The organism is Pseudomonas sp. NMS19W (genome assembly GCF_051554255.1).
Classification (GTDB): domain Bacteria; phylum Pseudomonadota; class Gammaproteobacteria; order Pseudomonadales; family Pseudomonadaceae; genus Aquipseudomonas; species Aquipseudomonas kribbensis.
Window position 1 is genome coordinate 4,484,276 of sequence record NZ_CP136718.1, and the last position, 26,174, is coordinate 4,510,449.

General features: G+C 60.6%; 21 protein-coding genes, 6 tRNA genes and 4 pseudogenes. 8 read left to right on the forward strand and 23 right to left on the reverse strand.

The genetic code is table 11. From position 1 onward, the window contains the following. Positions 1–50 precede the first annotated feature (50 nt). From murB to R1A29_RS20470, 8 genes and pseudogenes are all read right to left on the reverse strand, one after another. A pseudogene (murB, locus tag R1A29_RS20435) lies at positions 51–1,069 on the reverse strand (UDP-N-acetylmuramate dehydrogenase). After that, the gene (locus R1A29_RS20440) at positions 1,066–1,530 is read right to left on the reverse strand and encodes a low molecular weight protein-tyrosine-phosphatase (RefSeq protein WP_085710942.1); all 465 of its coding nucleotides are present in this window, start codon (positions 1,528–1,530) and stop codon (positions 1,066–1,068) included. The pseudogene murB and the gene R1A29_RS20440 overlap by 4 nt, the downstream one beginning before the upstream one ends. After that, a complete protein-coding gene (gene kdsB / locus R1A29_RS20445) occupies positions 1,530–2,294 on the reverse strand; it encodes a 3-deoxy-manno-octulosonate cytidylyltransferase (RefSeq protein ID WP_433898330.1) in 765 nt (254 codons plus the stop codon). Before kdsB ends, R1A29_RS20440 begins: the two co-directional genes overlap by 1 nt. After that, entirely contained in the window at positions 2,291–2,476 is a 186-nt protein-coding gene (locus R1A29_RS20450) for a Trm112 family protein (RefSeq protein WP_003179363.1), read from the reverse strand. The genes kdsB and R1A29_RS20450 overlap by 4 nt, the downstream gene beginning before the upstream one ends. Before the next feature lie 23 nt (positions 2,477–2,499). Next, positions 2,500–3,510 (reverse strand): tetraacyldisaccharide 4'-kinase, encoded by a 1,011-nt coding sequence (lpxK, locus tag R1A29_RS20455; RefSeq protein WP_438299402.1) that lies wholly within the window; start codon positions 3,508–3,510, stop codon positions 2,500–2,502. Further along, complete coding sequence (locus R1A29_RS20460; RefSeq protein WP_007950767.1) at positions 3,510–3,938, reverse strand: ExbD/TolR family protein; 429 nt, start codon at positions 3,936–3,938, stop codon at positions 3,510–3,512. Before R1A29_RS20460 ends, lpxK begins: the two co-directional genes overlap by 1 nt. Beyond that, entirely contained in the window at positions 3,935–4,570 is a 636-nt protein-coding gene (locus R1A29_RS20465; protein WP_162803506.1) for a MotA/TolQ/ExbB proton channel family protein, read from the reverse strand. Before R1A29_RS20465 ends, R1A29_RS20460 begins: the two co-directional genes overlap by 4 nt. A gap of 78 nt (positions 4,571–4,648) precedes the next feature. After that, entirely contained in the window at positions 4,649–6,892 is a 2,244-nt protein-coding gene (locus R1A29_RS20470; RefSeq protein WP_438299403.1) for a DNA internalization-related competence protein ComEC/Rec2, read from the reverse strand. A 136-nt stretch (positions 6,893–7,028) separates the two neighbouring features. On the opposite strand from R1A29_RS20470, the gene R1A29_RS20475 reads away from it, so the two are divergent. Next, a complete protein-coding gene (locus R1A29_RS20475) occupies positions 7,029–7,547 on the forward strand; it encodes a DUF2062 domain-containing protein (RefSeq protein WP_114884766.1) in 519 nt (172 codons plus the stop codon). Positions 7,548–7,601: 54 nt separating this feature from the next. Here the strand turns inward: R1A29_RS20475 and R1A29_RS20480 are convergent, their stop codons facing one another. The 4 genes from R1A29_RS20480 to R1A29_RS20495 form a co-directional block, all read right to left on the reverse strand. Beyond that, positions 7,602–8,381, reverse strand: a complete 780-nt coding sequence (locus R1A29_RS20480) for an ABC transporter permease (protein WP_085710947.1) — start codon at positions 8,379–8,381, stop codon at positions 7,602–7,604. After that, a complete protein-coding gene (locus R1A29_RS20485) occupies positions 8,378–9,310 on the reverse strand; it encodes an ABC transporter ATP-binding protein (protein ID WP_134827768.1) in 933 nt (310 codons plus the stop codon). Before R1A29_RS20485 ends, R1A29_RS20480 begins: the two co-directional genes overlap by 4 nt. A gap of 131 nt (positions 9,311–9,441) precedes the next feature. After that, a complete protein-coding gene (locus R1A29_RS20490; RefSeq protein WP_134827769.1) occupies positions 9,442–10,065 on the reverse strand; it encodes a glutathione S-transferase family protein in 624 nt (207 codons plus the stop codon). Positions 10,066–10,108: 43 nt separating this feature from the next. After that, the gene (locus R1A29_RS20495; protein ID WP_438299404.1) at positions 10,109–10,768 is read right to left on the reverse strand and encodes a transglutaminase-like domain-containing protein; all 660 of its coding nucleotides are present in this window, start codon (positions 10,766–10,768) and stop codon (positions 10,109–10,111) included. A gap of 247 nt (positions 10,769–11,015) precedes the next feature. Here R1A29_RS20495 and R1A29_RS20500 point away from each other — a divergent pair, with 247 nt between their 5' ends. Continuing rightward, positions 11,016–13,463, forward strand: coding sequence for an acyl-CoA dehydrogenase (locus R1A29_RS20500; protein ID WP_438299405.1), 2,448 nt, complete (start codon positions 11,016–11,018; stop codon positions 13,461–13,463). A gap of 74 nt (positions 13,464–13,537) precedes the next feature. After that, positions 13,538–13,945, forward strand: a complete 408-nt coding sequence (locus tag R1A29_RS20505) for a PA2817 family protein (protein ID WP_007950758.1) — start codon at positions 13,538–13,540, stop codon at positions 13,943–13,945. A 63-nt stretch (positions 13,946–14,008) separates the two neighbouring features. On the opposite strand, the gene R1A29_RS20510 is transcribed toward R1A29_RS20505, so the two are convergent. Continuing rightward, a complete protein-coding gene (locus R1A29_RS20510) occupies positions 14,009–15,004 on the reverse strand; it encodes a LysR family transcriptional regulator (RefSeq protein WP_438299406.1) in 996 nt (331 codons plus the stop codon). Positions 15,005–15,094: 90 nt separating this feature from the next. Between R1A29_RS20510 and R1A29_RS20515 the strand changes: the two genes are divergently transcribed. The 4 genes and pseudogenes from R1A29_RS20515 (at position 15,095) to R1A29_RS20530 (ending at position 19,201) form a co-directional block, all read left to right on the forward strand. Continuing rightward, complete coding sequence (locus R1A29_RS20515; RefSeq protein ID WP_438299407.1) at positions 15,095–15,721, forward strand: alanyl-tRNA editing protein; 627 nt, start codon at positions 15,095–15,097, stop codon at positions 15,719–15,721. A gap of 90 nt (positions 15,722–15,811) precedes the next feature. Continuing rightward, a complete protein-coding gene (locus tag R1A29_RS20520; RefSeq protein WP_085710954.1) occupies positions 15,812–16,582 on the forward strand; it encodes a 2OG-Fe(II) oxygenase in 771 nt (256 codons plus the stop codon). A gap of 1 nt (position 16,583) precedes the next feature. Further along, on the forward strand, positions 16,584–17,222 hold the full coding sequence (locus tag R1A29_RS20525) for a LysE family translocator (RefSeq protein ID WP_438299409.1): 639 nt from the start codon (positions 16,584–16,586) through the stop codon (positions 17,220–17,222). Between the two features lie 238 nt (positions 17,223–17,460). Then, positions 17,461–19,201, forward strand: a pseudogene (locus R1A29_RS20530) (dipeptidase). Positions 19,202–19,327: 126 nt separating this feature from the next. Here R1A29_RS20530 and R1A29_RS20535 read toward each other — a convergent pair. The 6 genes from R1A29_RS20535 to R1A29_RS20560 form a co-directional block, all read right to left on the reverse strand. Next, positions 19,328–19,403: transfer RNA gene (locus tag R1A29_RS20535), tRNA-Gly, on the reverse strand. A gap of 2 nt (positions 19,404–19,405) precedes the next feature. Further along, positions 19,406–19,481 (reverse strand) — tRNA-Glu (locus tag R1A29_RS20540). 58 nt (positions 19,482–19,539) lie between these two features. Beyond that, positions 19,540–19,615, reverse strand: a tRNA-Gly gene (locus tag R1A29_RS20545). Between the two features lie 3 nt (positions 19,616–19,618). Beyond that, positions 19,619–19,694 (reverse strand) — tRNA-Glu (locus tag R1A29_RS20550). 104 nt (positions 19,695–19,798) lie between these two features. Further along, positions 19,799–19,874, reverse strand: a tRNA-Gly gene (locus R1A29_RS20555). Between the two features lie 2 nt (positions 19,875–19,876). Next, positions 19,877–19,952: transfer RNA gene (locus tag R1A29_RS20560), tRNA-Glu, on the reverse strand. Between the two features lie 387 nt (positions 19,953–20,339). On the opposite strand from R1A29_RS20560, the gene R1A29_RS20565 reads away from it, so the two are divergent. Then, positions 20,340–21,098 carry a hypothetical protein gene (locus R1A29_RS20565; protein ID WP_065261849.1) on the forward strand — a complete coding sequence of 253 codons (759 nt, stop codon included), beginning with the start codon at positions 20,340–20,342 and terminating at the stop codon, positions 21,096–21,098. Positions 21,099–21,735: 637 nt separating this feature from the next. Here the strand turns inward: R1A29_RS20565 and R1A29_RS20570 are convergent. From R1A29_RS20570 to R1A29_RS20585, 4 genes and pseudogenes are all read right to left on the reverse strand, one after another. Beyond that, positions 21,736–22,617, reverse strand: a complete 882-nt coding sequence (locus tag R1A29_RS20570; protein ID WP_371856510.1) for a methyl-accepting chemotaxis protein — start codon at positions 22,615–22,617, stop codon at positions 21,736–21,738. Beyond that, positions 22,597–23,697: pseudogene (locus R1A29_RS20575) on the reverse strand (HAMP domain-containing protein); the annotation flags it as partial. The pseudogene R1A29_RS20575 and the gene R1A29_RS20570, both read right to left, overlap by 21 nt. Before the next feature lie 108 nt (positions 23,698–23,805). Beyond that, positions 23,806–25,204, reverse strand: a pseudogene (locus tag R1A29_RS20580) (PLP-dependent aminotransferase family protein). 192 nt (positions 25,205–25,396) lie between these two features. Further along, entirely contained in the window at positions 25,397–26,158 is a 762-nt protein-coding gene (locus tag R1A29_RS20585) for an SDR family oxidoreductase (protein WP_085710959.1), read from the reverse strand. Positions 26,159–26,174 lie beyond the last annotated feature (16 nt).

The following is a 26,174-nucleotide window of genomic DNA, read 5'->3' on the forward strand; positions in this document are numbered from 1 at the left end:
ACGATCTGGAATTGTAGCTTGTCGCTCGGAGCTTGAAGCTTGGAGCTGCTTCAATACCGGTTGGGCTCCATTTCCAGCTCGACATTGAAACGTTCTGCAATGTCTTTCTGGATACGTTGCGCCAGATCGAGCAGTTGCAGCCCGGTTGCCGCGCCGTAATTGACCAGCACCAGCGCCTGCAATTTATGCACGCCGGCATCGGCCTCACGGAAACCTTTCCAGCCTGCCCGCTCGATCAACCAGCCCGCCGCCAGCTTCATCTGCCCGCCCGGTTGCGCGTAGGCCACCAGATCCGGGTGCTGCGCCTTGATCTGCGCAACTACCGCCGCCGACACCAGCGGGTTCTTGAAGAAACTGCCGGCATTGCCCAGCACCGCCGGGTCCGGCAGCTTCTCGCTGCGGATGCTGCAAATGGCGCGGCTGACATCCGTCGGCGTCGGCTGCTCGATGCCCAGCTCGCTCAGGCGCTGACGCACCGGGCCGTATTCCGGTGCAGATGGGCGATTCGATCCAGTGCGAAGCGCACCCGCAGGATCAACCAGCGACCCGGCTGCTGTTTGAACACGCTGTCGCGGTAGGCGAAGTTGCACTCTTCCAGACTGAAGTCGCGCAGCTCGCCGGTCTGACGATCCAGCGCCGTCAGGCCGGCGAACACGTCCTTGATCTCGACACCGTAGGCACCGATGTTCTGCATCGGCGCAGCGCCGACGGTGCCGGGGATCAGGCTGAGGTTTTCCAGCCCGGAAAAACCCAGCGCCAGCGTATGCAGGACAAATGGATGCCACGGCTCACCCGACTCGGCCTCGATCACCACGCGATTACCATCGTCGCTGATGACGCGGATACCACGGCTGGCCATGCGCAGCACCAGTGCCGGGATGTCCGCTGTCAGCAGCAGATTGCTGCCGCCGCCGATCACCAGCAACGGCACATCGTGGGCGGCCGCATAAGCCAGGGCTTCGCGCACATCGGCGTCGTTGTGGGCTTCGGCAAACAGTTGCGCGCGAACGTCGACGCCAAAGGTGTTGAAAGGTTTCAGGGAAACCTGAGGGTGTACCTGCAAACTCATAACCGGCCCTTCACTTCGATCAGCAACCGGTCGCAGGCGCGCTCGATCAGATCCAGCACCTGCTCGAAACCCTGATCGCCGTCGTAATACGGATCCGGCACTTCATCGACTTCGCCTTCATAGCGACGCAGGAACAGGTCCAGCTCGGCCTTGCCAGTCGACGGTTGCAAGGCCTTGAGGTTTCTCAGGTTGCTGTTGTCCATGGCGAGGATCAGGTCGTAGCTGGCGAAATCGGCGCGGCTGACTTGCTGCGCACGTTGCGCCGACAAGTCATAACCACGCAGTTTGGCCGCAGCCTGACTGCGTTTGTCCGGCGGATTGCCGACGTGCCAGTCACCGGTGCCGGCGGAAGCCACTTCGACCTGAGCGTCCAGGCCGGCCTCACGCAGCTTGGCGCGCATGACGCCTTCGGCAGTGGGCGAACGGCAGATGTTGCCCAGGCACACGAACAGAACGCGCATCAGGCCTCCAGCAGGCGACGGACGCGCTCGAGGTCTTCGGCGGTGTCGACTCCGGTTGGCGGCGCGATCAATGCGTCAGCCACATGAATCCGCACGCCGTGCCACAAGGCACGCAGTTGTTCGAGGGATTCGGTGTTTTCCAACCAGCACGGCCCCCAGCTCACGAAGTCCTGAAGGAAACCGGCGCGGTAGGCGTAGATGCCGATGTGGCGGCGATACGGCACGCCTTCCGGCAGCACGTCGCGGCTCTTGGCAAATGCGTCGCGGGCCCATGGCAGGGTCGCACGGCTGAAGGTCAGCGCCAGACCGTTGAGGTCGCTGACGACCTTGACCACGTTCGGATTGAACAGGGTTTCCACGTCCTCGATCGGCTCGGCCAGGGTGGCCATGCGCGCTTCGGTGTGGGCCGCAAGATTGGCGGCGACCTGATCGATCACGCTTGGCGGGATCAGCGGTTCGTCACCCTGGACGTTGACCACGATGGCATCCGGCTCCAGGCCCAGCTTTGCAGCCACTTCGGCCAGGCGATCAGTGCCGGAGTTGTGATCTTCACGGGTCAATACCACTTCGGCGCCGAAAGCCTTGCAGGCCTCGACGATACGCGCGTCGTCGGTGGCCACGACCACACGGCTGGCGCTGCTTTTGCTCGCCTGCTCCCAGGCGTGCTGGATCATCGGCTTGCCGGCGATATCCAGCAGCGGTTTACCCGGCAGGCGGGTCGAGGCGTAGCGCGACGGGATGACAACGGTGAAGGCTGTGGTCATTTATCCAGACGCTCGTCGGTGGTCAGGGTGCGGGCTTCGCTTTCCAGCATGACCGGGATGCCGTCACGGATCGGGTACGCCAGTCCGGCGCCCTTGCTGATCAGTTCGGTCTTGTCGGCGCTGAGCTTGAGCGGGCCTTTGCAGACCGGGCAAGCGAGGATGTCGAGCAATTTGGTGTCCATGAGCATTCCCTGGATAAAACGGTTTAAGGCAAAAGACGATCCGGCAACAGGCGCATCAGCTGCGTGTCGAACCAGGCCACGAAGGCCGGCGACGGCACGGCATCGACCGCCAGGTACCACCAGTCGGCGGCAGCGAAGGCGCGGCACTTCACCGCGTCCTTTTCGGTCATCACCACTGGCAATGACGGCGTGAAACTCAAGGCCTGCACGCTGTATTCGGCGTGGTCGGCAAACGCGTGGGGCACAGGCCGCCAGTCTAGCGCTTCGAGGGTATTGAAGAAACGTTGCGGATTGCCGATCCCGGCAACTGCATGCAGTGCCTGGCCAGCTGGAAAATGCTCGAGGGGCTGGCGTTCGCCGCTGAGCAGATTGACCAGCGCCGTGGGTTGCAGACGGAAAGCGAAACCGTCCTCGCGATCCTCAGGGGCGCCGTTGAACAGCACGCCATCGACGCTTTGCAGACGCTCGATCGGTTCACGCAAGGGGCCGGCGGGCAGGCAGCGCTTGTTGCCCAGCCCACGGGCGGCGTCGATCAGCACCAGTTCAAGATCCCGCGCCAGACGATAGTGCTGCATGCCGTCATCGGACAGGATCAGGTCCAGCGGTTCACTGGCCAGCAAGGCTTTGACGGCAGCGCCGCGATTCGGATCGATCATCAGTGGCACACCAGTGCGCTGCACGATCAGCAGCGGCTCATCACCCGCAATGTCGGCGCCGTGATCGGCTTCGACCCGCCACGGCAATTGCGGCGGTTTGGCGCCGTAGCCACGGCTTACCACACCGACCCGCAATCCGCTGCGCCGACAGTGTTCGATCAGCCACAGAATCATCGGCGTCTTGCCGGTGCCACCCACCGTGATATTGCCGACCACGATCACCGGCACCGGCGATTGATAGATCTCGCCCTCGCCGTCGAGAAAACGCTGACGCTTGCCAGCCACCACGCGGCGATACAGCCACTCCAGCGGCCGCAACAGCGTCAGGGCCGGATGCCCCTGATACCACGCGGCGAGCAGACGATCGGACATGGCCATCAGGATTTGGGCGCCGCCTCGACCGTGGTCATGCGCAAATGGCTGAAACCGAGCTTGCCGGCCGCGTCCATGGCGGTGATCACGGATTGATGTTGGGTCTTGCCATCGGCACTGATCGACAACGGCATGTTGGTGTCACCGTTGGCTTCTTTCTGCATGGCTTCCATCAGGGTCGCCAGGTCGTTCTTCGGCAGGATCTTGTTGTTCACCGAGAACACGCCTTCAGCGCTGATGGCGACGTCCAGTTGCTTGACCTGCTGATCCTCGGCCGGCGAGCCGCTGACCGCTTCCGGCAGATCGACGCGCAGCTGCGTTTCGCGAGTGAAGGTGGTGGTCACGACGAAAAACAGCAGCAGAATGAACACCACGTCGATCAGCGACGCGAGGTTGATATCGATGGTTTCCCGAGGCTTGCGACGGAATTTCACGCTTTGCCCCCGGCCAGATCGACGTCACGGTCGCCCTGCACCACTTCCACCAGTTTGATTGCTTCCTGCTCCATGCCGACCACCAGTTCATCGATGCGGCGTTGCAGGAAACGGTGGAAGAACACCGACGGGATACCGACCATCAGGCCCGCCGCCGTGGTGATCAGCGCCTTGGAGATACCACCGGCGAGCACCGAGGCGTTGGTGGTCATGCCGGAACCGGTGAAGGCGCTGAAAATATCGATCATGCCCAGCACCGTACCCAGCAGACCCAGCAGCGGCGACATGGCGGCGATGGTGCCCAGCGCATTAACGTAGCGTTCCAGCTCATGGATGACCCGGGCGGCAGCTTCTTCAATGCACTCTTTCATGATCTCGCGACCATGCTTGGAGTTGGCCAGGCCCGCGGCGAGGATTTCACCCAGCGGCGAGTTGGCGCGCAATTCCTTGAGTTTTTCCTTGTTGAGCTGCTTGTCCTTGATCCAGACCCAGACCTGACCCAGCAGATGCTCAGGGGTGACGCGACTGGCGCGCAGCGTCCACAGGCGTTCGGCGACGATCGCCATGGCGGCGATGGAACTCAGAATGATCGGCAACATCATCCAGCCGCCGGATTTGACCAATTCCCACACAGTGACAGCCCCCTCGAAAAAGTGCGCCACTTTACCATACCGGTTCGCGATAAAGACCCGTCACCCCGACGACCGTACTCAACGGTGCGCCGCCCCCGGCTGCGGCGGGTCGCGCCAGAACCGGCGTTGCTGACGCATCGACCGGGCCGGCTGAAATCGGCCCAGTTGCAGATGAATGGCACCCTGCTCGGCGCTGTCATGGATGCGCAAACCCTGCTTGCGGTAACGGGCGATGACGGTCGGATGCGGATGCCCGAACGAATTGCCCTGCCCCCGGGAGATCAGCACGTCCCGGGGCTGCAAAGCCTTGAGCAACGCCATCGATGAGGAACTGCGGCTGCCATGGTGCGGGGCTTGTAGCCATTGAGTAGGGACCGCCAACACGCTGTTGAGCAAATCCCGTTCGGCAGCGACGTCGATATCGCCGGTCAGCAGCAGTCGCTCGCCGTTGGCTTCGATCTGCAGGACGCAGGAGCGCTGATTGCTGTCTTGGGCACCGGCCCACTGCCATAGATGAAAGGCAACGCCGTCCCACTGCCACTGCCGACCGCTTTCACAGGTTTCAGCATTCAGCGCTTCGGGCAGCCCCGGCGGATCGCCGCTGATTACCCGAGTGACCGGCAAGCTCTTTGCCACGGCCAGCGCCCCACCGGCATGGTCGGCGTCAGCATGACTAAGCAACATCAGATCGAGTCGCTCCACACCCAGTTTGTGCAAGGCCGGCAGCACCACTCGCTCGCCGACATCAAAATCGCCGAAGCGCGGCCCGGTGTCGTACAGCAATGTGTGGTGACGGGTGCGGATCAAAATCGCCAGCCCTTGGCCGACGTCGAGTTGCCAGACATCCGCCACGCCTTCGGCCAGTCGCTCCCTGGGCGGAAATGCCAGCACCAGCAGCAACGGCCAGCCCAGGGGACGCAATGGAATGCCTCGGGGCAGCAATAACAACACGGCACCGATGCAGCCCAGCGTCAGGATCCATCCCGGCATCGATGGCGCCACCCACGCCGGCCAGCGCCCGGCGATCAGGGCCAGGGCACGGAACAATCCATCGACCAGCCCGCCGGCCAGCCACAACAGGCCTTCGCCGACATAGGGAATCGGCAACAACAAAGTGCCGAGCAATGCCGGCGGCAGCACCGCAAAACTGATCCACGGCACCGCCAGCAGATTGGCCAGTGGCCCGCTGAGGCTGATCGGCAGGCCCAGGATCAGCAACACCGGGCATAAACCGATCGCGATCAGCCATTGCGCCCGCGTCCAGGTCTGCCACCAGCGCCACGGCCCCAGTCGACCGCCGAACGTAAAAATCAGCACTCCCACCGCCGTGAAGGACAACCATAGCCCTGGGCGCAGAGCCGCCAGCGGGTCCATCAGCAGCACACCATTGAAAGCCAGCAACAACGGCCACCAGGCACCGAGATGGCGAAAGCGCAATCGCCACAGCAACACCAGCGCAACCATCACGCAGGCCCGCCGCACCGGCACATCGAACCCGGCCAGCAGCCCGTAACCCAACGCCGCCGCGAACGCCAGACCACACGCCCACGGCAACCATGGCCAACGCAACGGCCACAGACCGAATCGCGCCAGCCCGGCAATCAGCCCGTACATCACCGCCGCCAGCAGACCGATGTGCTGTCCGGAAATCACCAGCAGATGCACGGTGCCGGTGTCCTGCAGGATCTGCCAGTCCTCACGACTGAGCCCCGAGCCATCGCCCAGGACCAGCGCCGCCAGCGCAGCACCCCGGCCCTGGGTGTCCACCGCCAGCAGACGCTGACGGATGCTGTCGCGCCAGGCCCACTGCGCCTCCGCCAGCCGGTTGCCGTCCTTCACCGTGCCGGTGGCACCGACTCGTTGCGCCAACAGCCAGGCCTCGTAATCGAAGGCATCGGGATTGAGCAGCCCACCGGGACGCTTGAGTTTGACCGCCAACCGCCAGCGCTCGCCGCTGTTGATCGGTGGCCCGTCGTACCAGGCCAGGCGCATCAGCGATGGCAGTTTCCCGTGACGCGAACGGGCATCGGCCAGCTCGAAGCGCACGACCCCGTCGCCGCTCTGCGGCAGACCGACCACCCGCCCTTCGACCCAGCGCGTCTCGCCGTCCAGCTCCGCTGGCAGTCGATCATCCAGCGCCCACTGCGCACCGATGCACGACCAGGCGAAGCCAAACAACAAAAATGCCAGCTGATAACTGCGAAACGGCAACAGCATCAGTGCCACCACCGGCAGACACAGCATCCATCCGACCGGCGGCAAGGCCGGCAAAAAAACCGGGGCCAGCAGACCGACTGCCAGCGCCATCATCCCTGTGCGCATACGCCCGTCCTTGAGAGTCCCCTCTTCAGGCATAGCGCTTGTGGAGCGCGGGCGTCGTCAACAATTGTCACAAAGTCTGAATGGGCGCTTCGTAGAATCCAGACATACTTGCCGCCTTAACCGACCGAGAAGCCTTATGCCCCGGCGCTTATTCAAACGTTACATGCCCGACCCGACGAGCATCAGGGAACACAAATCCTTACGCTTTCTCGGCAAGTTGCTGCATGACCCGAACCTCTGGCACCTCAACCGGCACTCGGTGGCCCGGGCCATGGCCGTCGGCATTTTTGCGGCTTTCCTGCCGATTCCCGCGCAGATGCTGGTGGCCGCCGCACTGGCGATCACCGTGCGCGGCAACATGCCGATTGCCGTCAGCCTGGTCTGGCTGACCAATCCGGTCACCATGCCGCCGGTGTTCTACTGCACCTACAAAGTCGGGGCGTGGCTGATGGACATCCCCGCCCGCACCCTACCGGACTCATTGACCTGGGAATGGATCAGCGGCGAACTCTCGACCCTGTGGCAACCGTTCCTGCTCGGTTCGGTGGTGGTCGGGCTGGCGCTGGGCGCCCTCGCCTATTGTCTGGTGATGATGTACTGGCGCTGGTGGGTCGCCCGGCAATGGGCGCGACGCAAGAAAAGTCGCCAGTCGTGAATGCAAAACGGCCTCCGCAGTGGGAGGCCGTTTTTTATTGCAGCGCCGGAGGGATCAGGTACGCATCCCGCGACCGCTCACCAGCAACCGCGCACAACCGAAGTACAGCACCACGGTCGCCACCAGCATGAAGGTGATCGCGATACCGATACGGATGTCCGACACACCGAGGATGCCGTAACGGAAGGCGTTGACCATGTGCAGCACCGGGTTGGCCAGCGACACGGTCTGCCAGAACGGCGGCAGCAAGGTGATCGAGTAGAACACGCCACCGAGGTAGGTCAGCGGCGTCAGCACGAACGTCGGGATGATCGAAATATCATCGAAGTTGCGCGCAAACACGGCGTTGATGAAACCCAGCAGCGAGAAGATCGTCGCCGTCAGCACCACCACCAGCACGGTAACGCCCAGGTGATGCACCTGCAGGCTGGTGAAGAACAGCGACAGGATCGTCACGATGACGCCGACCATCAGGCCCCGCAGCACACCGCCGAGGGTGTAGCCGATCAGGATGGTGTGCGGCGACACCGGCGACACCATCAGTTCTTCGATGGAACGCTGGAACTTGCTGCCGAAGAAACTCGACACCACGTTGCCGTAGGAGTTGGTGATCACCGACATCATGATCAGCCCCGGCACGATGTACTCCATGTAGGAGAAACCGCCCATGCCGCCGATCTGCTTGCCGATCAGGTTGCCGAAGATCACGAAGTACAGAACCATGGTGATCGCCGGCGGCAGCAGGGTCTGCGGCCAGATCCGGGTGAAACGCCGGACTTCGCGGTAAACGATGGTGTTGAGAGCGACGAGGTTGGGGCGCAGTTCGGAACTCATACCGCCACCTTCGACAGATTTTTCTCCACCAGGGACACGAACAGCTCCTCGAGGCGATTGGTTTTATTGCGCAGGCTCAGCACTTCGATGTTCTGCAGGGCCAGTTGGCCGAACAGCGCAGTGATGCCCATGGACTTGTCGACCTGGACTTCCAGGGTGTGCGCATCCACCAGACGGGACGGATAACCGACCAGTTGCGGTGCAACCGCCAGATCGCTCTTCAGGTCGAGCAGGAAGGTTTCCACATGCAGTTGCCCGAGCAACTGACGCATGCTGGTGTTCTCGACGATGGTGCCGTGGTCGATGATGCCGATGTTGCGGCACAACTGCTCAGCCTCTTCCAAGTAGTGCGTGGTGAGGATGATGGTGATGCCTTTCTGGTTCAGTTCGGTGAGGAACGTCCACATCGAACGACGCAGTTCGATATCCACCCCGGCGGTCGGTTCGTCGAGGATCAGCAGACGCGGCTCGTGCACCAGCGCCCGAGCGATCATCAGACGGCGCTTCATGCCGCCGGACAACGAACGCGACGGCACATCGCGCTTGTCCCACAGGCCGAGCTGGGTCAGGTACTGCTCGGCGCGTTCCTTGGCGATTTTCGCCGGAATGCCGTAGTAGCCCGCCTGGGTGACGACGATGTCGAAGGTCTTTTCGAACTGGTTGAAGTTGAATTCCTGGGGCACCACGCCGATCGAGCGCTTGAGCGCTGCGGGGTTCTTGTCCAGGTCGTGACCGAAGATATTCACCGTGCCACTGGTCTTGTTCACCAGGGTCGAGAGAATGCCGATGGTTGTGGATTTGCCGGCGCCGTTGGGGCCGAGCAAGGCGAAGAAGTCACCTTCGGCGACGTCCAGATCGATACCACTCAAGGCCTGGAACCCGTTGCCGTAGGTTTTGGTTAGCTGCCGGATGGACAGAGCGGAACTCATATCGGATTACGCACCAAGAAGAGAAAAAGGACTGAATGACGGCGGGCGGCGAGGGAGACAACCGCGGCGCACAAGCGCAATGGTGCTTGCCGCCGCCGCACAAGTACAGTCAAGTGTGTCGATAGTAGGTATTAAGTCAACGCGGTCATGACGGCTTTGCGATACGCCGGACGCTGCTTCAGTCGCGCGTACCAGGCCTCCAGATGCGGCATCGGCGCGCGCTCGATCGGCATCTCGAACCAGGCATAAATGAAACTGCCGAGCGGAATGTCGCCCATGCCGATTTCACTGCCGGACAGGTATGGCTGGTTTTTCAGGGCCTGATCGGCCATGGCCAGCAAACCTTCGCATTCCTTGATCGCAGCATGAATCGCCGGCCAGTCCTGCTTGTCCGCCGGGGTGCGCAGAACGCCCCAGAACACCGTGCGGAAAGGACCTGCGAAACTGGACGTGGTCCAGTCCATCCACTTGTCGGCGATGGCGCGGGTCTGCAGATCCGCCGGATACCACGAGGTGTTCGCCGCATGCCGGGCCAACAGGTAGCGAACGATGGCATTGGATTCCCACAACACAAAACCGTCGTCTTCGATCACCGGCACCCGACCGTTCGGGTTCATCGCCCGGTACTCCGGCGTGTCGACCACGCCGAACGCGCCACCGGCATCGATCGCCTCGTAGGCCAGCCCGAGCTCTTCGGCCGCCCACAACGGTTTTCTGACATTCGACGAATTCTTGCGACCCCAGATCTTCAGCATGACCGCCTCTTTTCCATTGAGTGGGCGAGCAGCATACGCCGGATCAGCGGCTGCCGACATCACCGCGCAGGTCACTGGACAGTGGCGTCTGCTGATCGTTGAACAGGTGCGGATAGCATTTCTGCAGATGATCGAAGAAAAAGGATTCCGGTACATCGGCGAACTGGCCGTGATCGACCAGGTACTCCATCAGCAGCGCGCCAACGCTGTTGTACGGGTGGAAAACGCTGTCGTTCATGCCGTCGAATTCCAGCGGCGCCACGTTGAACATTTCGCAGAGTTTCTGATTGAACGCGGGCGTGGCTTTCACCCAGCGATCATTGAGAAACAGCTCGGTATAACCATGCATGGCAAACACTTCACTTCTCAGCAATTCAAGCAGGCGCGGCGTCGACAGGTGATTTTTCACATCCGCCAGACCGATGCGTGCGGGGATCCCGCAATGGCGCGCGCAACCGGCGAGCAGCGTGGCCTTGGGCACGCAATAACTTTCGCCCGCCGCCAGCGCGTAGCTGCCGCGCAAGGTCTGCGGGTCGCGGCTGAAGGTGTACATGTTGTAACGCACTGCCTCGCGCACGGCGTAATAAAGACTGATCGCCTGCGCGCGCGGGTCGCGGCTGGCACCACGGTGCCGTTCTGCGAACTCCACCACCGAGGGGTGGTCACTATCGATGAAGCGGCCGGGGCTCAGATACTCGCGCATGACGACATTCTCCTGGGTGAACCCGGAGTCTAGCGAGAGGATCAGCACAGAGATAACGACGTTTCGGCCAAACATGGACGCAAAGCCGCGGAGTCTGCGAACGATTTCCTACGCGTGTTGCCCACCGAAACTACAAAAGCCATCCAGGGTTTCCCACGATTTAGATCAACTTGTTCTGACCGCCCCGTTTTGCAGATGCCGTCTAAGCTCTGGAGGGTCGTTCGCCCTGGTTCACGGAGGATTGAATATGCTGTTGTTGTGGATACTGGTTCTGATCGTCGGTGTGGCGTATCTGGCCCACCGGCGCATCGCCCCGCTGCCGGCATTGGGGATCGTCGCGGCCTATTTGCTGGCGATGGGTATTTTCAGCCACGCGCCGGGCTGGTTGCTGCTGATCTTCTGGGTCGTACTGGCCATCGTCGCGGCTCCGTTGCTGCTGCCGGATCTGCGCCGCAAACACTTCAGCGCGCCGCTGTTCAGTTGGTTCCAGAAAACCCTGCCGCCGATGTCGCAGACCGAGCGCGATGCGATCGATGCCGGCACAGTGTGGTGGGACGGTGAACTGTTCAGCGGCCGTCCGAACTGGGAAAAACTGTTGTCCTATCCCAAGGCGCAACTGAGCGAAGAAGAACAGGCGTTTATCGACGGCCCGACCGAAGAGCTCTGCGCTATGGTCACCGACTGGCAGATCGGCCAGTCGATGGACCTGCCGGCGGAGGCCTGGACCCACATCAAGGAGCACGGTTTCTTCGCCCTGATCATTCCCAAGGAGTTCGGCGGCAAGGGCTTCTCCGCCTACGCCCACTCTCAAGTGGCGATGAAACTGGCAACCCGCAGCGGCGACCTCGCCTCCACCGTGATGGTGCCCAACTCCCTCGGTCCGGCGGAACTGCTGCTGCATTACGGCACCGACGAACAACGCAATCATTACCTGCCACGACTGGCCCGGGGCGACGATATTCCATGCTTCGCGTTGACCGGCCCGCTCGCTGGTTCCGACGCTGGCGCCATGCCCGACACCGGGATCATCTGCAAGGGTGAATGGGAAGGCCAGGAAACTCTCGGCCTGCGCCTGAACTGGGAAAAACGCTACATCACCCTCGGTCCGGTCGCGACCCTGCTCGGCCTCGCCTTCAAGGCCTATGACCCGGATCACCTGCTGGGCGACAAGGAAGACCTGGGCATCAGTCTCGCACTGATCCCGACCGATACTTCCGGTGTGGAAATAGGCCGCCGCCACCTGCCGCTGGGCGCCGCGTTCATGAACGGCCCCAACTCCGGCAAAGACGTATTCATCCCGCTGGACTTCCTCATCGGCGGCCAGGACATGCTCGGCAAGGGCTGGATGATGCTGATGAACTGCCTGTCGGTGGGGCGTTCGATTTCGCTGCCGGCGGTGGGTACCGGCGCGGCTAAGTTCACCAGCCTGGTGACCGGGCAATATGCGCAGATCCGTGAGCAGTTCAATGTTCCACTATCGGCGTTCGAAGGCATTCAGGAAGCCATGGCACGCATCGGCGGCAACGCGTGGATGATGGACGCTGCGCGGATGCTGACCGCCAACGCGGTTGATCTGGGCGAGAAGCCTTCGGTGCTGTCGGCGATTCTCAAGTATCACCTCACCGAACGCGGCCGCGAGTGCATCAGCCACGCCATGGATGTGCATGGCGGCAAGGCGATCATCATGGGCCCGAACAACTATCTGGGCCGCAGCTGGAATGGCGCGCCGATCTTCATCACCGTGGAAGGCGCAAACATTCTTTCGCGCAACCTGATGATCTTCGGTCAGGGCGCGATTCGCTGCCATCCGTTTGTACTGAAAGAAATGGCCCTCGCCGGACGCGAGGACAAGGATCAGGCACTCAAGGAATTCGATGGACTGTTGCTCAAGCACATTGGATTTGCCGTGAGCAACGCCGCCAGCACACTGGTGCTGAACCTGGGTTTCGGCCATTTCGAACATGCGCCGGGCGACAAGCTCAGCCAGGGTTACTTCCGCGCGCTCAACCGGCAGGCTGCCGCATTTGCCATGCTGGCCGACCTGAGCATGATGCTGCTGGGCGGCGAACTCAAACGCCGCGAGCGGCTGTCGGCCCGTCTGGGCGATGTGCTGAGCAACCTGTATCTCGCCTCGGCGGCGCTCAAGCGTTACCACGACCTCGATTCCCCGGCGTACATGGAGCCGCTGTTCAGATGGGCCATGGAGGAAAGCCTCGGTCAGTCGGAAAAAGCGCTGGACGAACTGCTGACCAACTTCCCGAACCGGGTTTTCGGCTGTCTGTTGCGAGTGATCGTGTTCCCGTTCGGTCGTCGTCACAAAGGCCCGTCGGACAGACTCGGTGCCGAAGTGGCGGCGGTCATCGGTCGGGCCAAGGGCGATCCGGCGCTGGAAGAGTTGCTCGCCGGCTGCTATCGCCCGCAATCGGCGGACGATGCGGTCGGTGCGTTGCAACACGCCTGTGATCAGTTGAACGCTGCGCAACCGCTGCACAAGAAACTGCACACCTCGCTCAAGAGCGGCCAGGTCAAACCGGTCGCCGGCGAACACGCCATCGATGCGGCACTGGAAGCCGGGGTGTTGCAGGCGGTGGAAGCCCAGACCCTGCGCGATGCCGAAGCGGCGCGGCGCAAGGTGATCGATGTCGATGACTTCGACAAAGAGGAATTGAAACCGGCGGACGGCAAAATCCGCTGATCCCTTCAATCAGTGAAAAACGGGCGCAGGGGCTTTATACTTCCGCGCCCGTTTTGCTCTTGAGGACTTATCTCGTGTCCAACGTCGTTGCCGATCATCTGGTTTTGCTCGACCACCTGCGCAGTATCCTGGTCGCCGTAGGTGAGGCCGATCAGGTTCCCGAAGAAAGCCATGCCCTGTTCCTGGAGCGTTTCGACGAACTGCTGGCGTCACTGCCGATCGAGCCGATCGAAAGCCAATACCTGGGCCAGGACATCCTGACTCAAGTGATTACCCGTTACCCGCAAATTGCCCACCTGATCCCGCGGGATCTGCTGTGGTTCTTCGCCGGAGACTGCCTGCACTACCTGTCCGATGAAGAAATCGACATGTATCAGGCACTGGAAGAACGCCGTTACGAAGCCGAACAGAACGATGAACCGTTCGACTGGAATCAGGAAAAACAACTGCTGGCGATGTCCGCCCAGGACAGCAAGCACTGATTTTCGCCAGACAATGAAAAAGGCCCGCATGGTGATCCATGCGGGCCTTTTTTTGCGCCGCCGTTACAGCAGCCCTTCCCCCTCCGGCAATTCGTACTCGGCCAGCGATTTTGCAGCGTTGGGTTTTCCCGGTTTGCTCAATGTCGGCTCTTTCTCCAGGCACTCCACCAGATAATCGATAAACACCCGCAACTTCGGCGGCAGATAACGCGTTGGCGAATGCAGCAACCACAATCCGCCGTGGTAGGACGCCAGGAATGTCCAGTCCGGCAGAACCTGCACGACCAGCCCCTGTTCCAGGGCATAGCGGGCCGTGAAGTACGGCAGGCTGCCAATACCGATGTGCTGCAACACAGCGCCCAGACGCACGCCGGTGTGATTGGCGGCATACCGGCCACGCACGCCGACCGTCACTGCTTTGCTGCCTTTCTTGAATTTCCAGCGCGCATCACTTGGGGTTTCGCCCAGATAGATGCAGCTGTGATTGAGCAAGTCATGGGGATGTGTCGGTGTGCCATGCTCGGCCAGGTATTGCGGCGTTGCACAGAGCAAATGGTCGATGGTCAGCAACTGCCGCCCGACCAGCCCTGCCGGCGGCCGCTCCGTGATGCGAATCGCCAGGTCGACATGATCGTCGATCAGGTCCACTTGCCGGTCTTCCAGCAGCAACTCCACATCAACCTTCGGATAACGGCGTAGAAACTCCGGCATATGCGGATGAATCACGAAGCGTCCGACCGCTTTCGGCACACTGACCCGCACCAGTCCCTCGGCTTCGTGGTTGAACTGACCGCTGATCTCCATCACCGACCGAGCGGCGCTGACCATCTCCTGACAGCGCTTGAATACCTCTTCCCCGCCATCGCTCAAGCGCAATTTGCGCGTGGTGCGTTGCAACAGCCGCGTGGCCAATGCCTTTTCCAGCCGAGAAATACTGCGGCTGACCGCCGAGGGCGACGAACCCAATTGACGAGCGGCTTCGGAGAAACTGCCGGTCTCCACGACCTTGACGAAAATCGCCATTTCACCGAGCAACGGCAGAGGAAGATTTATGCTCACAGCGCAACAGTCCTTTGATGTTTGAACGGATTATCACGTTATTGCACGATTCATATAATTAAAAAAGAAACTTTAATAAGGGCATGGAATATGACGCTTCGCCTCTTTTTCCATAGTGATGACCTCAAGGCCAATGTGGAAGTCCTCGACTGCACGCCCCACGAGAACGAATTCGCTGTGGTGCTGCGCGCCACTCTGTTTCACCCGCAAGGTGGCGGGCAGCCTTGCGATACGGGCTGGATCGGCGACAGCCAGGTCTTGCGTGTCGTACAGGAACCGGACCGGATCATTCATTTCGTCGACCAGCCGGTGCCACTGGGCATGACCCAGATCCGCATCGATGAAGAGCGTCGCCGCTTCAACACCCGCATGCACTCCGCCGGGCATTTGATCGGCCACTTTGTCCAGGCCATGGGCTGGATGCCGATCAAGGCACACCATTGGCCGGACGAAGGCCGGGTGCAATTCAAGCCTGGGGATTGTGCTCAGGAAGTCGATGCGCAAACCGTTCAATACGGCATCGGGCAATGGATCGAACACGACCTGCCCCGCCTGACATCCCTGCGCGAAGGCGCGCGGGAAATCGGCTTCGGTGAGCTGCCAGCCTACGGCTGCGGCGGCACCCATGTACGCAGCCTGAAGGATCTGGGCACAGTCACGATCGCGTCCCTTTCGCAGAAGAAGGGTACGTTGTCCGTCCACTACAGCGTGGATTGAGGATTTCGGACGCTGCCGGTTGCAGCGTCCGACGCCGGGGGAACCGCATTCGCCGGTTCCGTTGACTACTCGTTAGATGGACCTGAAACCATGATGCTTGACGTCGAGCGTCTCGATGAGACGTGCATAAAAAAACTGGCCAACGAAGAAGTCCTCGCCATCCGCGTCAAAGGCTTTTTGCCTGAAGACCAGGCGATCCGGATTGGCGACAAGATCCTCGAGCCCGGCTTCGAGGGTTACATCAACGCCCCCAGCATTGGCCGCATCGGCATGGCGTTCTATGAGGCGGAAAACCAGCCGTTGCTGATCGAGGATTACTTCGAACGCGCCACCGGCAACATTGCCGAACTGCGCAATCGCTGCGCGCCCTATTCCTCGCCGATCGATACCCTGCGCTGCATGCTCGACGAATCCTGGCCGGCAGGCGCCCATCTGGAGAACCTGTACGGGCGCAAGATGTATGTCGGTCTGTCACGGGTGGTCAAACCCGGTGTCTGCTTCCTCGCCCACCACGACATTTTCGCCAAGGATGCGCCGGAGAGTTTCCAGGCCCGCAGCCTGGAGGCGCAATTTGCCTGCAACGTCTACCTGAACATGCCGACCGAGGGCGGCGCGTTACAGATGTGGGAAGACGACATTTCACCGGATCGCTTCGACGAAATGCGCGGCGACAGCTACGGCATCGACCCGGCACTGCTCGGCCCACCCGCCCTTGAAGTCCGCCCGGAGCCGGGGGATTTCATCATGTTCAATTCGCGTCGCATGCACTCGGTAACGCCGGGCGTGGCAGATCCGCGCTTGAGCCTTTCGTTTTTTGTCGGCTATCGCGGCAATGCATCACCCCTGACTTTCTGGAGCTGAAATGACATCGAATTACCTGGGCGAGTTTCTCGCGCTGGCCACCATCCACTTTCTCGCCGTGGTCGCTCCCGGCCCGGACTTCGCTGTGACCATTCGCCAGAGTGTGCGTTTCGGGCGGCTGGTAGGTATCTGCACGGCACTGGGCATCGGCGCGGGGATTTCCGTGCACGTGCTGTATACCCTGCTGGGCGTCGGCGCCTTGATGCACACCACGCCGTGGCTCCTGACGGTGGCCAAGGTCGTGGGCGGTGCTTACATTTTCTACCTCGGCATCAGCCTGATCCGCAGCAAACCCAAGACCGCACTGGAAGGCGAAAAGGTCAGCGATGAACCGCTGGGTGAGCAATCGCTGTTCAAGGCGTTTTCCACCGGTTTCCTGACCAACGCCACCAACCCCAAGGCCACGCTGTTTTTCCTGGCGATCTTCACCACGATCATCAGCGCCAGCACGCCGCTGGAAATCCAGGCCCTGTACGGACTGTGGATGTGCAGCGTGAACGCGTTGTGGTTTGTGATCGTTGCATTGTTCTTTTCGAGCAGCAAAGTGCGGCTGTTGTTTATGCGCATGGGCCATTGGTTCGAGCGCAGCATGGGGGTGATTTTGATCCTGTTTGCCGGGCGACTGGTGTTGTCGATGTAATCTGCGCCCATAAAAGAGGCTCGCTCAGTCACGCTGGCGAGCCTCTTTTACTTTCGGGATTCGTTGTAAGTCCTGTCCTAGAGGCCTCGATCCTATTTTTTCGATTCTGTGTCATTTTTGCGACGTGTCTCACTTCAAGGGCTCCCCTATCACTCGCGCGTGGTGTTAGTTTGCGAAACCGTCTGACGCATCGATCAGACACTTCCTACTCACTGCCTGCAAAGGAATGCCCATAGCAATGGATTTTTCACTCAAGCAACTGGCCGCGTCGACCCTGATTCTGGCCAGCCTTTCGTCTGTGACACTGCCGGCCCACGCCAACATCACACCGCAGCAAAGCGCGACCATCCTCAAGACATTCAGCGATGCCAAGGTCAGTGATTTCCGCCAGTTCCTCGGCGAAGTGGCCAAGAGCGACTTGAGCAAGGCCGACGACCTGCGCCCTTCCATCAGCGCGTTTCTCGACAACAAGACACTGACTGCCGAGCAGCAAAACGAGATCTATCGCCTGCTGGGCCTCTACACCCGGGCGAAATACGGCAAGGCCGCTCTTGAAACCCTGCGCGAACTGGTTGAGATCCCGACCGATCGCAAAGAAGGTGTTGCCCAGCACGAGAATCCTGAATTCATCAAGATCGCCGCCAAGATCAAGGACCTGGCCGAGTCCTTTGGTTTGAAATACCGAAACATCGACAACCGCGTCTACGAAATTTCTCTCGACGGCAGCGGCAACGAAGTCGTGGGCATTCACGCGCACGCCGACGTGGTACCGGTGACACCGGAAAACTGGGTGCTGAAGGACGGCACCAAACTCGACCCGTTCAAGGTCACGCTGATCGGCGACCGCATGTACGGCCGTGGCACCGAGGACGACAAAAACGGGATCGTGGTGACGCTGTATGCCATGAAGGTGATCAAGGAAGAAAAAGCTGCCGCTGGCCCGCAATTTCAAACTGCTGGTGGACACCACCGAAGAAACCACCGGCGACGCGATTCCTTACTACTTCGAACGCAACCCGACGCCGGAGTACAACCTGGCGCTGGATGGCGGCTACCCGGTGGTGATCGCCGAGAAAGGCTACGGCACAGTCATGGCCAAGTTCGCCAAGCGCAAGGCCGAGGGCAAAGGCGCGGAACTGATCTCGATGACCGGCGGCATGGCGACCAACCAGATTCCATCGGTTTCGGTCGTCACTCTGGTGACAGACAAGCCTGCCGAGCTGGCCGCCAGCCTGCAAAAGGCCGGTAACGAGTACGCCAAACAACATGGCGGCGATTTCGAAGTGAATGCCAAGGTCGATGGCAAGGACGTGAAACTCAGCGTTACCGGCGTTTCCGCGCATTCGTCCGAACCGGAATCCGGTGTAAACCCGGTCGCGCGCATGCTGGACTTCATTCACAGTGTGGATGGCAAGATTGCGCTTAAACACAACCAAATCACCGATGCCGCCCGATATGCCGCCGACAACTGGGGTCTGGACTACAAAGGTGGCAAGTTGGGGGTCGGTTTCGCCGATGACTTCATGGGCCCGCTGACCACCTCTCTGACCTATGTCGGAATGGATGACAAGACCTTCAAACTCGCGGTCAACCTGCGCGTGCCAAAGGGCAAGTCGCCGGAAGTGCTCAAGAGCGAAATCGCCGACAAACTGGCGGCCTGGAGCAAGAAAACCCACGTCGCGGTCAACTTCGATTACTCGATCGCCGAGCCGATGTACCGCAATCCGGAGGGTGAGTGGGTCAAGGCGCTGCTGGCCGTGTCCACCGAAAACCTGGGCATGAAACACGAGTTCGGCACCTCTGCCGGCGCCACCTCGGTGCATGAACTGCCCAACGGTGTGCAATTCGGCCTGGCTCGACCTGAGGTCAAATACACCGGCCACACCGATGGCGAGTTCAAGACGGTTGACCAGTTCCTGCTGGATCTGCAGATCGTTACTGAAATGATGGGCCGCATCGGGCAACTGCCGAAGCTTTGATCGCGACACCGGCCCGCCAAGGTGACGGGCCCACAAAAAAGGACCGTGAGGTCCTTTTTTATGGCGCTACAAATAACGCACAAACAAAAACGCCGCTCATCACTGAGCGGCGTTTTTTGTTGAATATGGAGCGGGAAACGAGACTCGAACTCGCGACCCCGACCTTGGCAAGGTCGTGCTCTACCAACTGAGCTATTCCCGCAATGGCGTCCCCTAGGGGACTCGAACCCCTGTTACCGCCGTGAAAGGGCGGTGTCCTAGGCCACTAGACGAAGGGGACAGGCTACAACTTTCACTAATAAAAACGCCGCTCATTGCGGAGCGGCGCTTCTTGAATTTGGAGCGGGAAACGAGACTCGAACTCGCGACCCCGACCTTGGCAAGGTCGTGCTCTACCAACTGAGCTATTCCCGCAAATGGCGTCCCCTAGGGGACTCGAACCCCTGTTACCGCCGTGAAAGGGCGGTGTCCTAGGCCACTAGACGAAGGGGACACGCTACCCGGAACACATGGTGTGTGTTTCGGTGTCCAGATCCGCATCCGAAGACTTGGTTCTGGTTTCACTCAGCACCGCCCGAGGGCACTGCCGTTTAAAATTGGAGCGGGAAACGAGACTCGAACTCGCGACCCCGACCTTGGCAAGGTCGTGCTCTACCAACTGAGCTATTCCCGCATTGGCGTCCCCTAGGGGACTCGAACCCCTGTTACCGCCGTGAAAGGGCGGTGTCCTAGGCCACTAGACGAAGGGGACACACTACAACATTCACTCCCTGCCGCGTTTCGCTGTGTGCTTTACGCTGCAAGTGGCGCGCATTCTATGGATGGATTGGAAGGTCGTCAACCCCCTGATATAAATTTATTTAAATCAATGACTTCGAACCGCTTTGCGGGTCGAATCGGACTTTTCCGTCGCCCGACGATTGACGCCTATATTCCGCCACTCGCCAAGGCGTTATAGTCCACGGCACAGGTGATGGCAATCTGTACCCCAAGGGCCAGCATTTATATAAGCAGGCTTGCGGCCGATACAGATGAAGCTTCGCTGATCCAACCCGTCGAGCGGCGCTAGGCTCCTATATGCCGAGCTACTACACTCGCACGCGAACCCTATTAAGAGGTCTTACCGGTGACACCACTCATGATCACCCTGCTAGTCATAGCCGGGATCGCAATCTTGATCGCCATTGGCTACATGAACCATGTGGTGGAAAACACCAAACTGGAGAAGGCCCGCACCAAAGTCGAACTCAACGACCGCCTGCGCCGTTGTGGCGAACTGACCGAAACCTTCCCCGGCCAGTTCATGACCCCGGCCCTCAAGCTGTTGATGACCCGCCTGGAACTGAACGTCTGCCAGCGCCTGCTGAACCTGGAAAAAACCAGCGCCACCACCAAGGCCCGCATCACCGAACTGAGCGCCCTCGTCGCCCAGGGCGAATCGATCCCGGTCAACAACCCGCCGGCGCCGATCCAGACCGAAGCCAAGGCCAAAGACGTGCGCTTCCTGCTTGAAGCCCTCCACGGCCAGATCACCCGCGCCGCCCAGGACGGTTTCCTGCCACCGAACGAAGCCAAGCACTGGATCCGCGAAGTGCGCCATATCCTGGTGCTGCTCCACATCGAGTTCTTCAACAACCTCGGCCAGCACGCCCTGCAACAAAACCAGCCAGGCCAGGCCCGCCTCGCCTTCGAACGCGGCGTGCAATACCTGCGCAAACAGCAGGACCCGCAGATCTACGCCGAACAACTCCAATACCTGGAAAAACTCCTGGCCCGCGCCAACGCCCAGGTCATGGACAAGATCGCCCCGGTCGAAGGCGAAGAAAACCAGCTGACTGCCGGCCTCAAGGATGTCGAGGCGGATGCGGACTGGAAGAAGAAAGTGATTTACGACTGAGTGCAGATGTTGAGAGAAGCCACCGAGAGGTGGCTTTTTTATTGGCTTCAAAGCAGAAGATCAAAAGCCCCCCTCACCCTAACCCTCTCCCTAAGGGAGAGGGGACTGACCGAGTTGTTTGGGAGAGGTACGCCGACGTGAAATACCGAGTTGAACTCGGGTTTTAAAACGCGTGCAACTCGACTCCTGCTGCTGCACCTTCTTCTGTTTCTTCTGCTCTGGCTTTGGCTTTGGCTTTGGCTTTGGCTATGGCTTTGGCTTTGGCTTTCCACCACTCAACACAATGAGCGTTAGCTCGAGTACCGCTTTTGACGTACCGGCCCCATCGGAAGGCTGAGTGGAGGGATTTATCCGGGGATAGGCGCGCAGCGCCGTTTGGCGAAGCCAAACACATCGAGAGGAGGTGCAGCGAAGCAAACCGGAGGCGATGCCCCCGGATGAATCCCGGAACGAAGGAACACCGAGCCTCAGCGAGGTGCCGAACGCCGGGGCCCAGACCTTTGGTTCCTTTGGGGCGTTTGCCAAAGGGACTCGCCGTAAGGGCGAAACCGCCAGCCGCAACCCCCGAAGCAACGGATATTCACCCAAACCACCCCAAAACCTGGTCGGCCCAAAGGCCGCCAAGGTCAACCCCAAATCAAAGCCTGAAGTGCCCCACCATCCCCCGCAACTCACTCCCCAACTGCGCCAGCTCAACACTCGAAGCCGCATTCCCGCGCATTGCAATCGACGACTGATCCGCACTCGCCCGAATACTGGTCACACTGCGATTGATCTCCTCGGCCACCGAACTCTGCTCCTCGGCCGCCGCCGCAATCTGCTGGTTCATCTGCTGAATCAACGAAACCGCCGCTGCAATACTCCCCAGCGCACTTTCAGTCTGCAACGCGTCGCTCACCGCCAGCTTCACCAGTTCACCACTGCTCTGAATCTGCTGCACCGACGAATGCGCCGCCGAGCGCAAAGCACTGACCAGCCGTTCGATCTCTTCAGTCGACTGCTGCGTACGCCGAGCCAGCGCCCGCACCTCATCGGCAACCACCGCAAAGCCCCTGCCCTGCTCGCCCGCCCGCGCCGCTTCGATAGCGGCGTTGAGCGCCAACAGATTGGTCTGCTCGGCGACGCTTTTGATCACTTCGAGCACCGTGCCGATGTTCTGGATTTCCGCGCTCAGGCTTTCGATGCTCGAACTGGCGGACGTCGCCGAATCCGCCAGTTGCTCGATCCGCGCCATGCTCTGGCGCACCACCTGCTGACCGCTCTCGACCTTGCCGTCGGCAGTCTGCGCCGCAAGCGCCGCTTCTTCGGCATTGCGCGCCACGTCGTGAACGGTAGCGGTCATCTGGTTCATGGCCGTGGCAACCTGCTCGGTTTCCTCTTTCTGGCTGCTGACTTCCAGGTTGGTCTGTTCGGTCACCGCCGACAGCGATTGCGCGGAACTGGCCAGCTGTTCGATACCCGCCTGCAACCCGCTGACAATGCTGCTGAGGCCCGCGCCCATCTGCTGCATGGACTGCATCAGCTGGCCGATCTCGTCTCGACGAGTCACTTCCACCGTTGCACTCAAGTCACCGGCGGCGATCCGCTGAGCGACATGCATCACGCTGCGCAACGGCGCGACGATCAACCGGGTGATCACCCAAGCCGCAATCAGCCCGACCACCAATGCCAATGCCGACGAGCCGATGATCAGCACCGAGTTCTTCTTCAACTCACCCTGCATCGCGACATCCTGGGCGACATAAGCTTGATCGACCCGCTCCACCACCTCGGCCGCTCGCTGATGCAATTGTTCGGACACCTTTTTTTCCTGCGCCAGCAGCCCGGTGTACTCGGCAAGCTTGTCATTGAAACCGGCGATATGGCCTGACACCTCATTGAGCACCGTCAGGTACCCCTCATCCTTGACCACGGATTTCAGCTGTTCGGCTTGCGTCTGGGCCTGAGCCGCCTGTTCGATGTTGCCCTTGGCGCTGTCGTCGCCCTTGCGGCTCTGATCCAGGCGCACCCGTGCTTCGTTCATGGCCTGCAGCATCAGCCGCGAAACCTGGCTGACCTGGCTGGCCTGCTCGATGAACTGCGCCCCATCCTTGCCTTCGCTGTCTTTCAAGGTATAGGCGCCATCATCGGCGAGCCCGGCCTGGAGGACGTCAAGGTTATTGGCGACGCTGGACACCGACCAACTGGCCATTTCCAGCGCCAGATCCTTGGCCTGAGTCAGCGAAACGAACTCATCGAAGGCCTTGCGGTAAGCAATCAGTGACTGTTCGACATCGTTCATCACCGGAACATTGGCCGATGCTTGCGCCTTGAGCGTATTGGTCTGCGCAATCAGGCCGTCCACACCTTCATGCAGCGCATCGACGGTTTTCGGGTTGCCGTGCAGGGCATAGTCCCGCTCCAACAGGCGTACATCGAGCAGGCCGCTGTTGAGCGAAGACATCTGCTTGAGCCCGTCGAAGCGCTGACTGATGGTTTGCAGGGACCAGACGCCGATAGCCGCCACCAGTGCGGTCAACAGCAACACCAGCACAAATCCGATACCCAGTTTTTTCGCCATACCGAGGTTGGCAAAACGTCCTTGCACGGCCGAAATCATTGCGCATAGCCCCCTGCCAAAGTCTGTTGCCGAAGAGTCGCAATGGCCATGAACCAGCACAAGACTCTGGCGTCGGAATAATGGCAAAAAGCTACGCACGCGTCGTTTTCAGAACAATTGAGGTCGATCCACGGCTGAACTGCTAAAGAACTGGCGTGCCCTCGGATCGCAGGCGTAGGCCACATTGATCCGCTGCCAGTCACTGGCTTTACCGCTGGGACTGAATGACGTCCCACAGGACAATCGCACGCCACAACGCAAGGCCTGTCTGCGCAAGCGCTCCTCGTTCGCCAATGGTGAACGGGCCCAGATGAACAGGCCACCCGTCGGCTTGCCAAACACTTCCCAGTCGGCATCCTCCAGCACTTGAAGGGCTGCGGCACGATCGGTATTGAGCCGCTGACGCTGGCGCTGCACCAGCTTGCGATAGGCACCACTGGCCAGCAGCGTCGCCAGTACTGCCTCGCTGAACCTCGAGGTGCCCATGCAACTGATCGTCTTGACCCGTGCCAGTTGCTCGATCACCTCGACACCGGCCAACACGAAGCCTACCCGTAAAGAGCTACTGAGTGTCTTGGAAAAACTGCCGACATAGATCACCCGCCCTTCATCGTCCAGCGCAGCCAATCGCGTGCCGCTGCCGTTGTGCAGATCGGCAAAGACGTCATCTTCGATCAACCGCAGGTCGTAGGTTTTGCTCAATTGCAGAATGCGTCGTGCGACTGTCGGCGTCAGACAACTTCCGGTGGGATTATGGTGGTGACTATTGATGAACATCGCCGCCGGCCGGAATTGCCGCAGCAGAATCTCGAGCGCTTCGATGTCCGGTCCACCGGGGTGCGGTTGACCTCCAGCATGCGCACACCGTGCAGCCGCAGGAGATCAAACAGCGGTGCGTAACCCGGTGTTTCGACCACCACACAATCGCCGGCCCGAAACAGGGTTCGCACGATCAGATCCAGCCCGTGGCTGGCACCGGCCGTGGTCAGCACGCGATCGTCATCAGCCTTGATTTCCAGCAATCCGAGGCGTTTGACGATTTGTTCGCGCAACGCGGGGAGTCCCAGGGGCGTGTTGTAGTTGAACAGACTGACCATGTCGGCGCGGGCCACCTGGCGAATCGCATAACTGAGGTCGTCCGGTTCTCGCCAGCTCTGCGGCAGGCTGCCGTCACCCAGTTTCAGGCCGGCGCGCCATTCTGACTGCGGATCACAGTCGTGTCGCCCGCTCGCGCGAGCAAGGCTGTCGAATGCTTTGCAGCTCGACGGCAACGTAGCCGCAACCATGAACCCTCCGCCCTGACGCGAGGCCAGAACGCCTTGTGTCACCAGTCGTTCGCAAGCTTCCACAACGCTCGACTGGCTGAGCAGATTCGACCGGGCGATATGCCTTACAGAAGGCAGGCGCGTCGTCGGTGGCACCTTTCCTGTACGATCCACTCGATCAAACCATCAACAATCTGCTGCACGACCGGCACCATTGCCTGTCGGTCAATTCTCAATTCCATGAGTGGCCAAACTCCTGTCCGTTCTACTCGCGGCAGTAAATCACAGCCGCGTCGGTCAGGCTGTGCGAGAACACCGTCAAAAGCCACTGCTCTAACCATTTGAAACACAATGTTTATCAACGGTACGGAACTATAAACGGGCAAAAAAACCCGCGGGCGGGCGGGTCTTTTATTGTGTCGGTCGACGCCCTCTCAGAATGCGGTAACGCCACCGTCCACGGCCAATGAATGGCCGGTGGTAAACGCTGCGCCATCGCTGCACAGGTACAGCACGGCGCTGGCAATTTCCTCGACCTTGCCGATGCGGCCGACCGGGTGCATGGCGTTGGCGAACTCGCCTTTCTTCGGGTCGGCCTCGTAGGCGCGACGGAACATGTCGGTATCGATCACCGCCGGGCAAACCGCGTTGACGCGGATTTTCTTCTTGGCGTACTCGATGGCGGCCGACTTGGTCAGACCGATCACCGCATGCTTGGAGGCGGCGTAGATGCTCATCTTCGGCGCTGCACCCAGCCCGGCCACCGACGCGGTGTTGACGATCGCCCCGCCGCCCTGGGCCAGCAGCAACGGCAACTGGTACTTCATGCACAGCCAGACGCCCTTGACGTTGACACCCATGATCGCGTCGAACTCATCCATCGATCCTTCAGCCAGTTTGCCTTTCTCGATTTCGATGCCGGCATTGTTGAAGGCATAGTCGAGACGGCCGTAGGTCTTGATCACCTCGTCCATCAGATTTTTTACTTCGCTTTCGACGGTCACGTTGCAGCGCACGAAGGTCGCTTCGCCGCCCGCTGTACGAATCAGCGCCACAGTACCTTCGCCCCCGGCGGCATCCAGATCGGCGACCACCACTTTCAGACCTTCGGCGGCGAATGCCTGGGCGGTCGCGCGACCGATACCGTTGGCGGCGCCTGTGACGACGGCGACCTGACCGGAAAACGTCATGCTCATTGTTATGTCCTCGAAT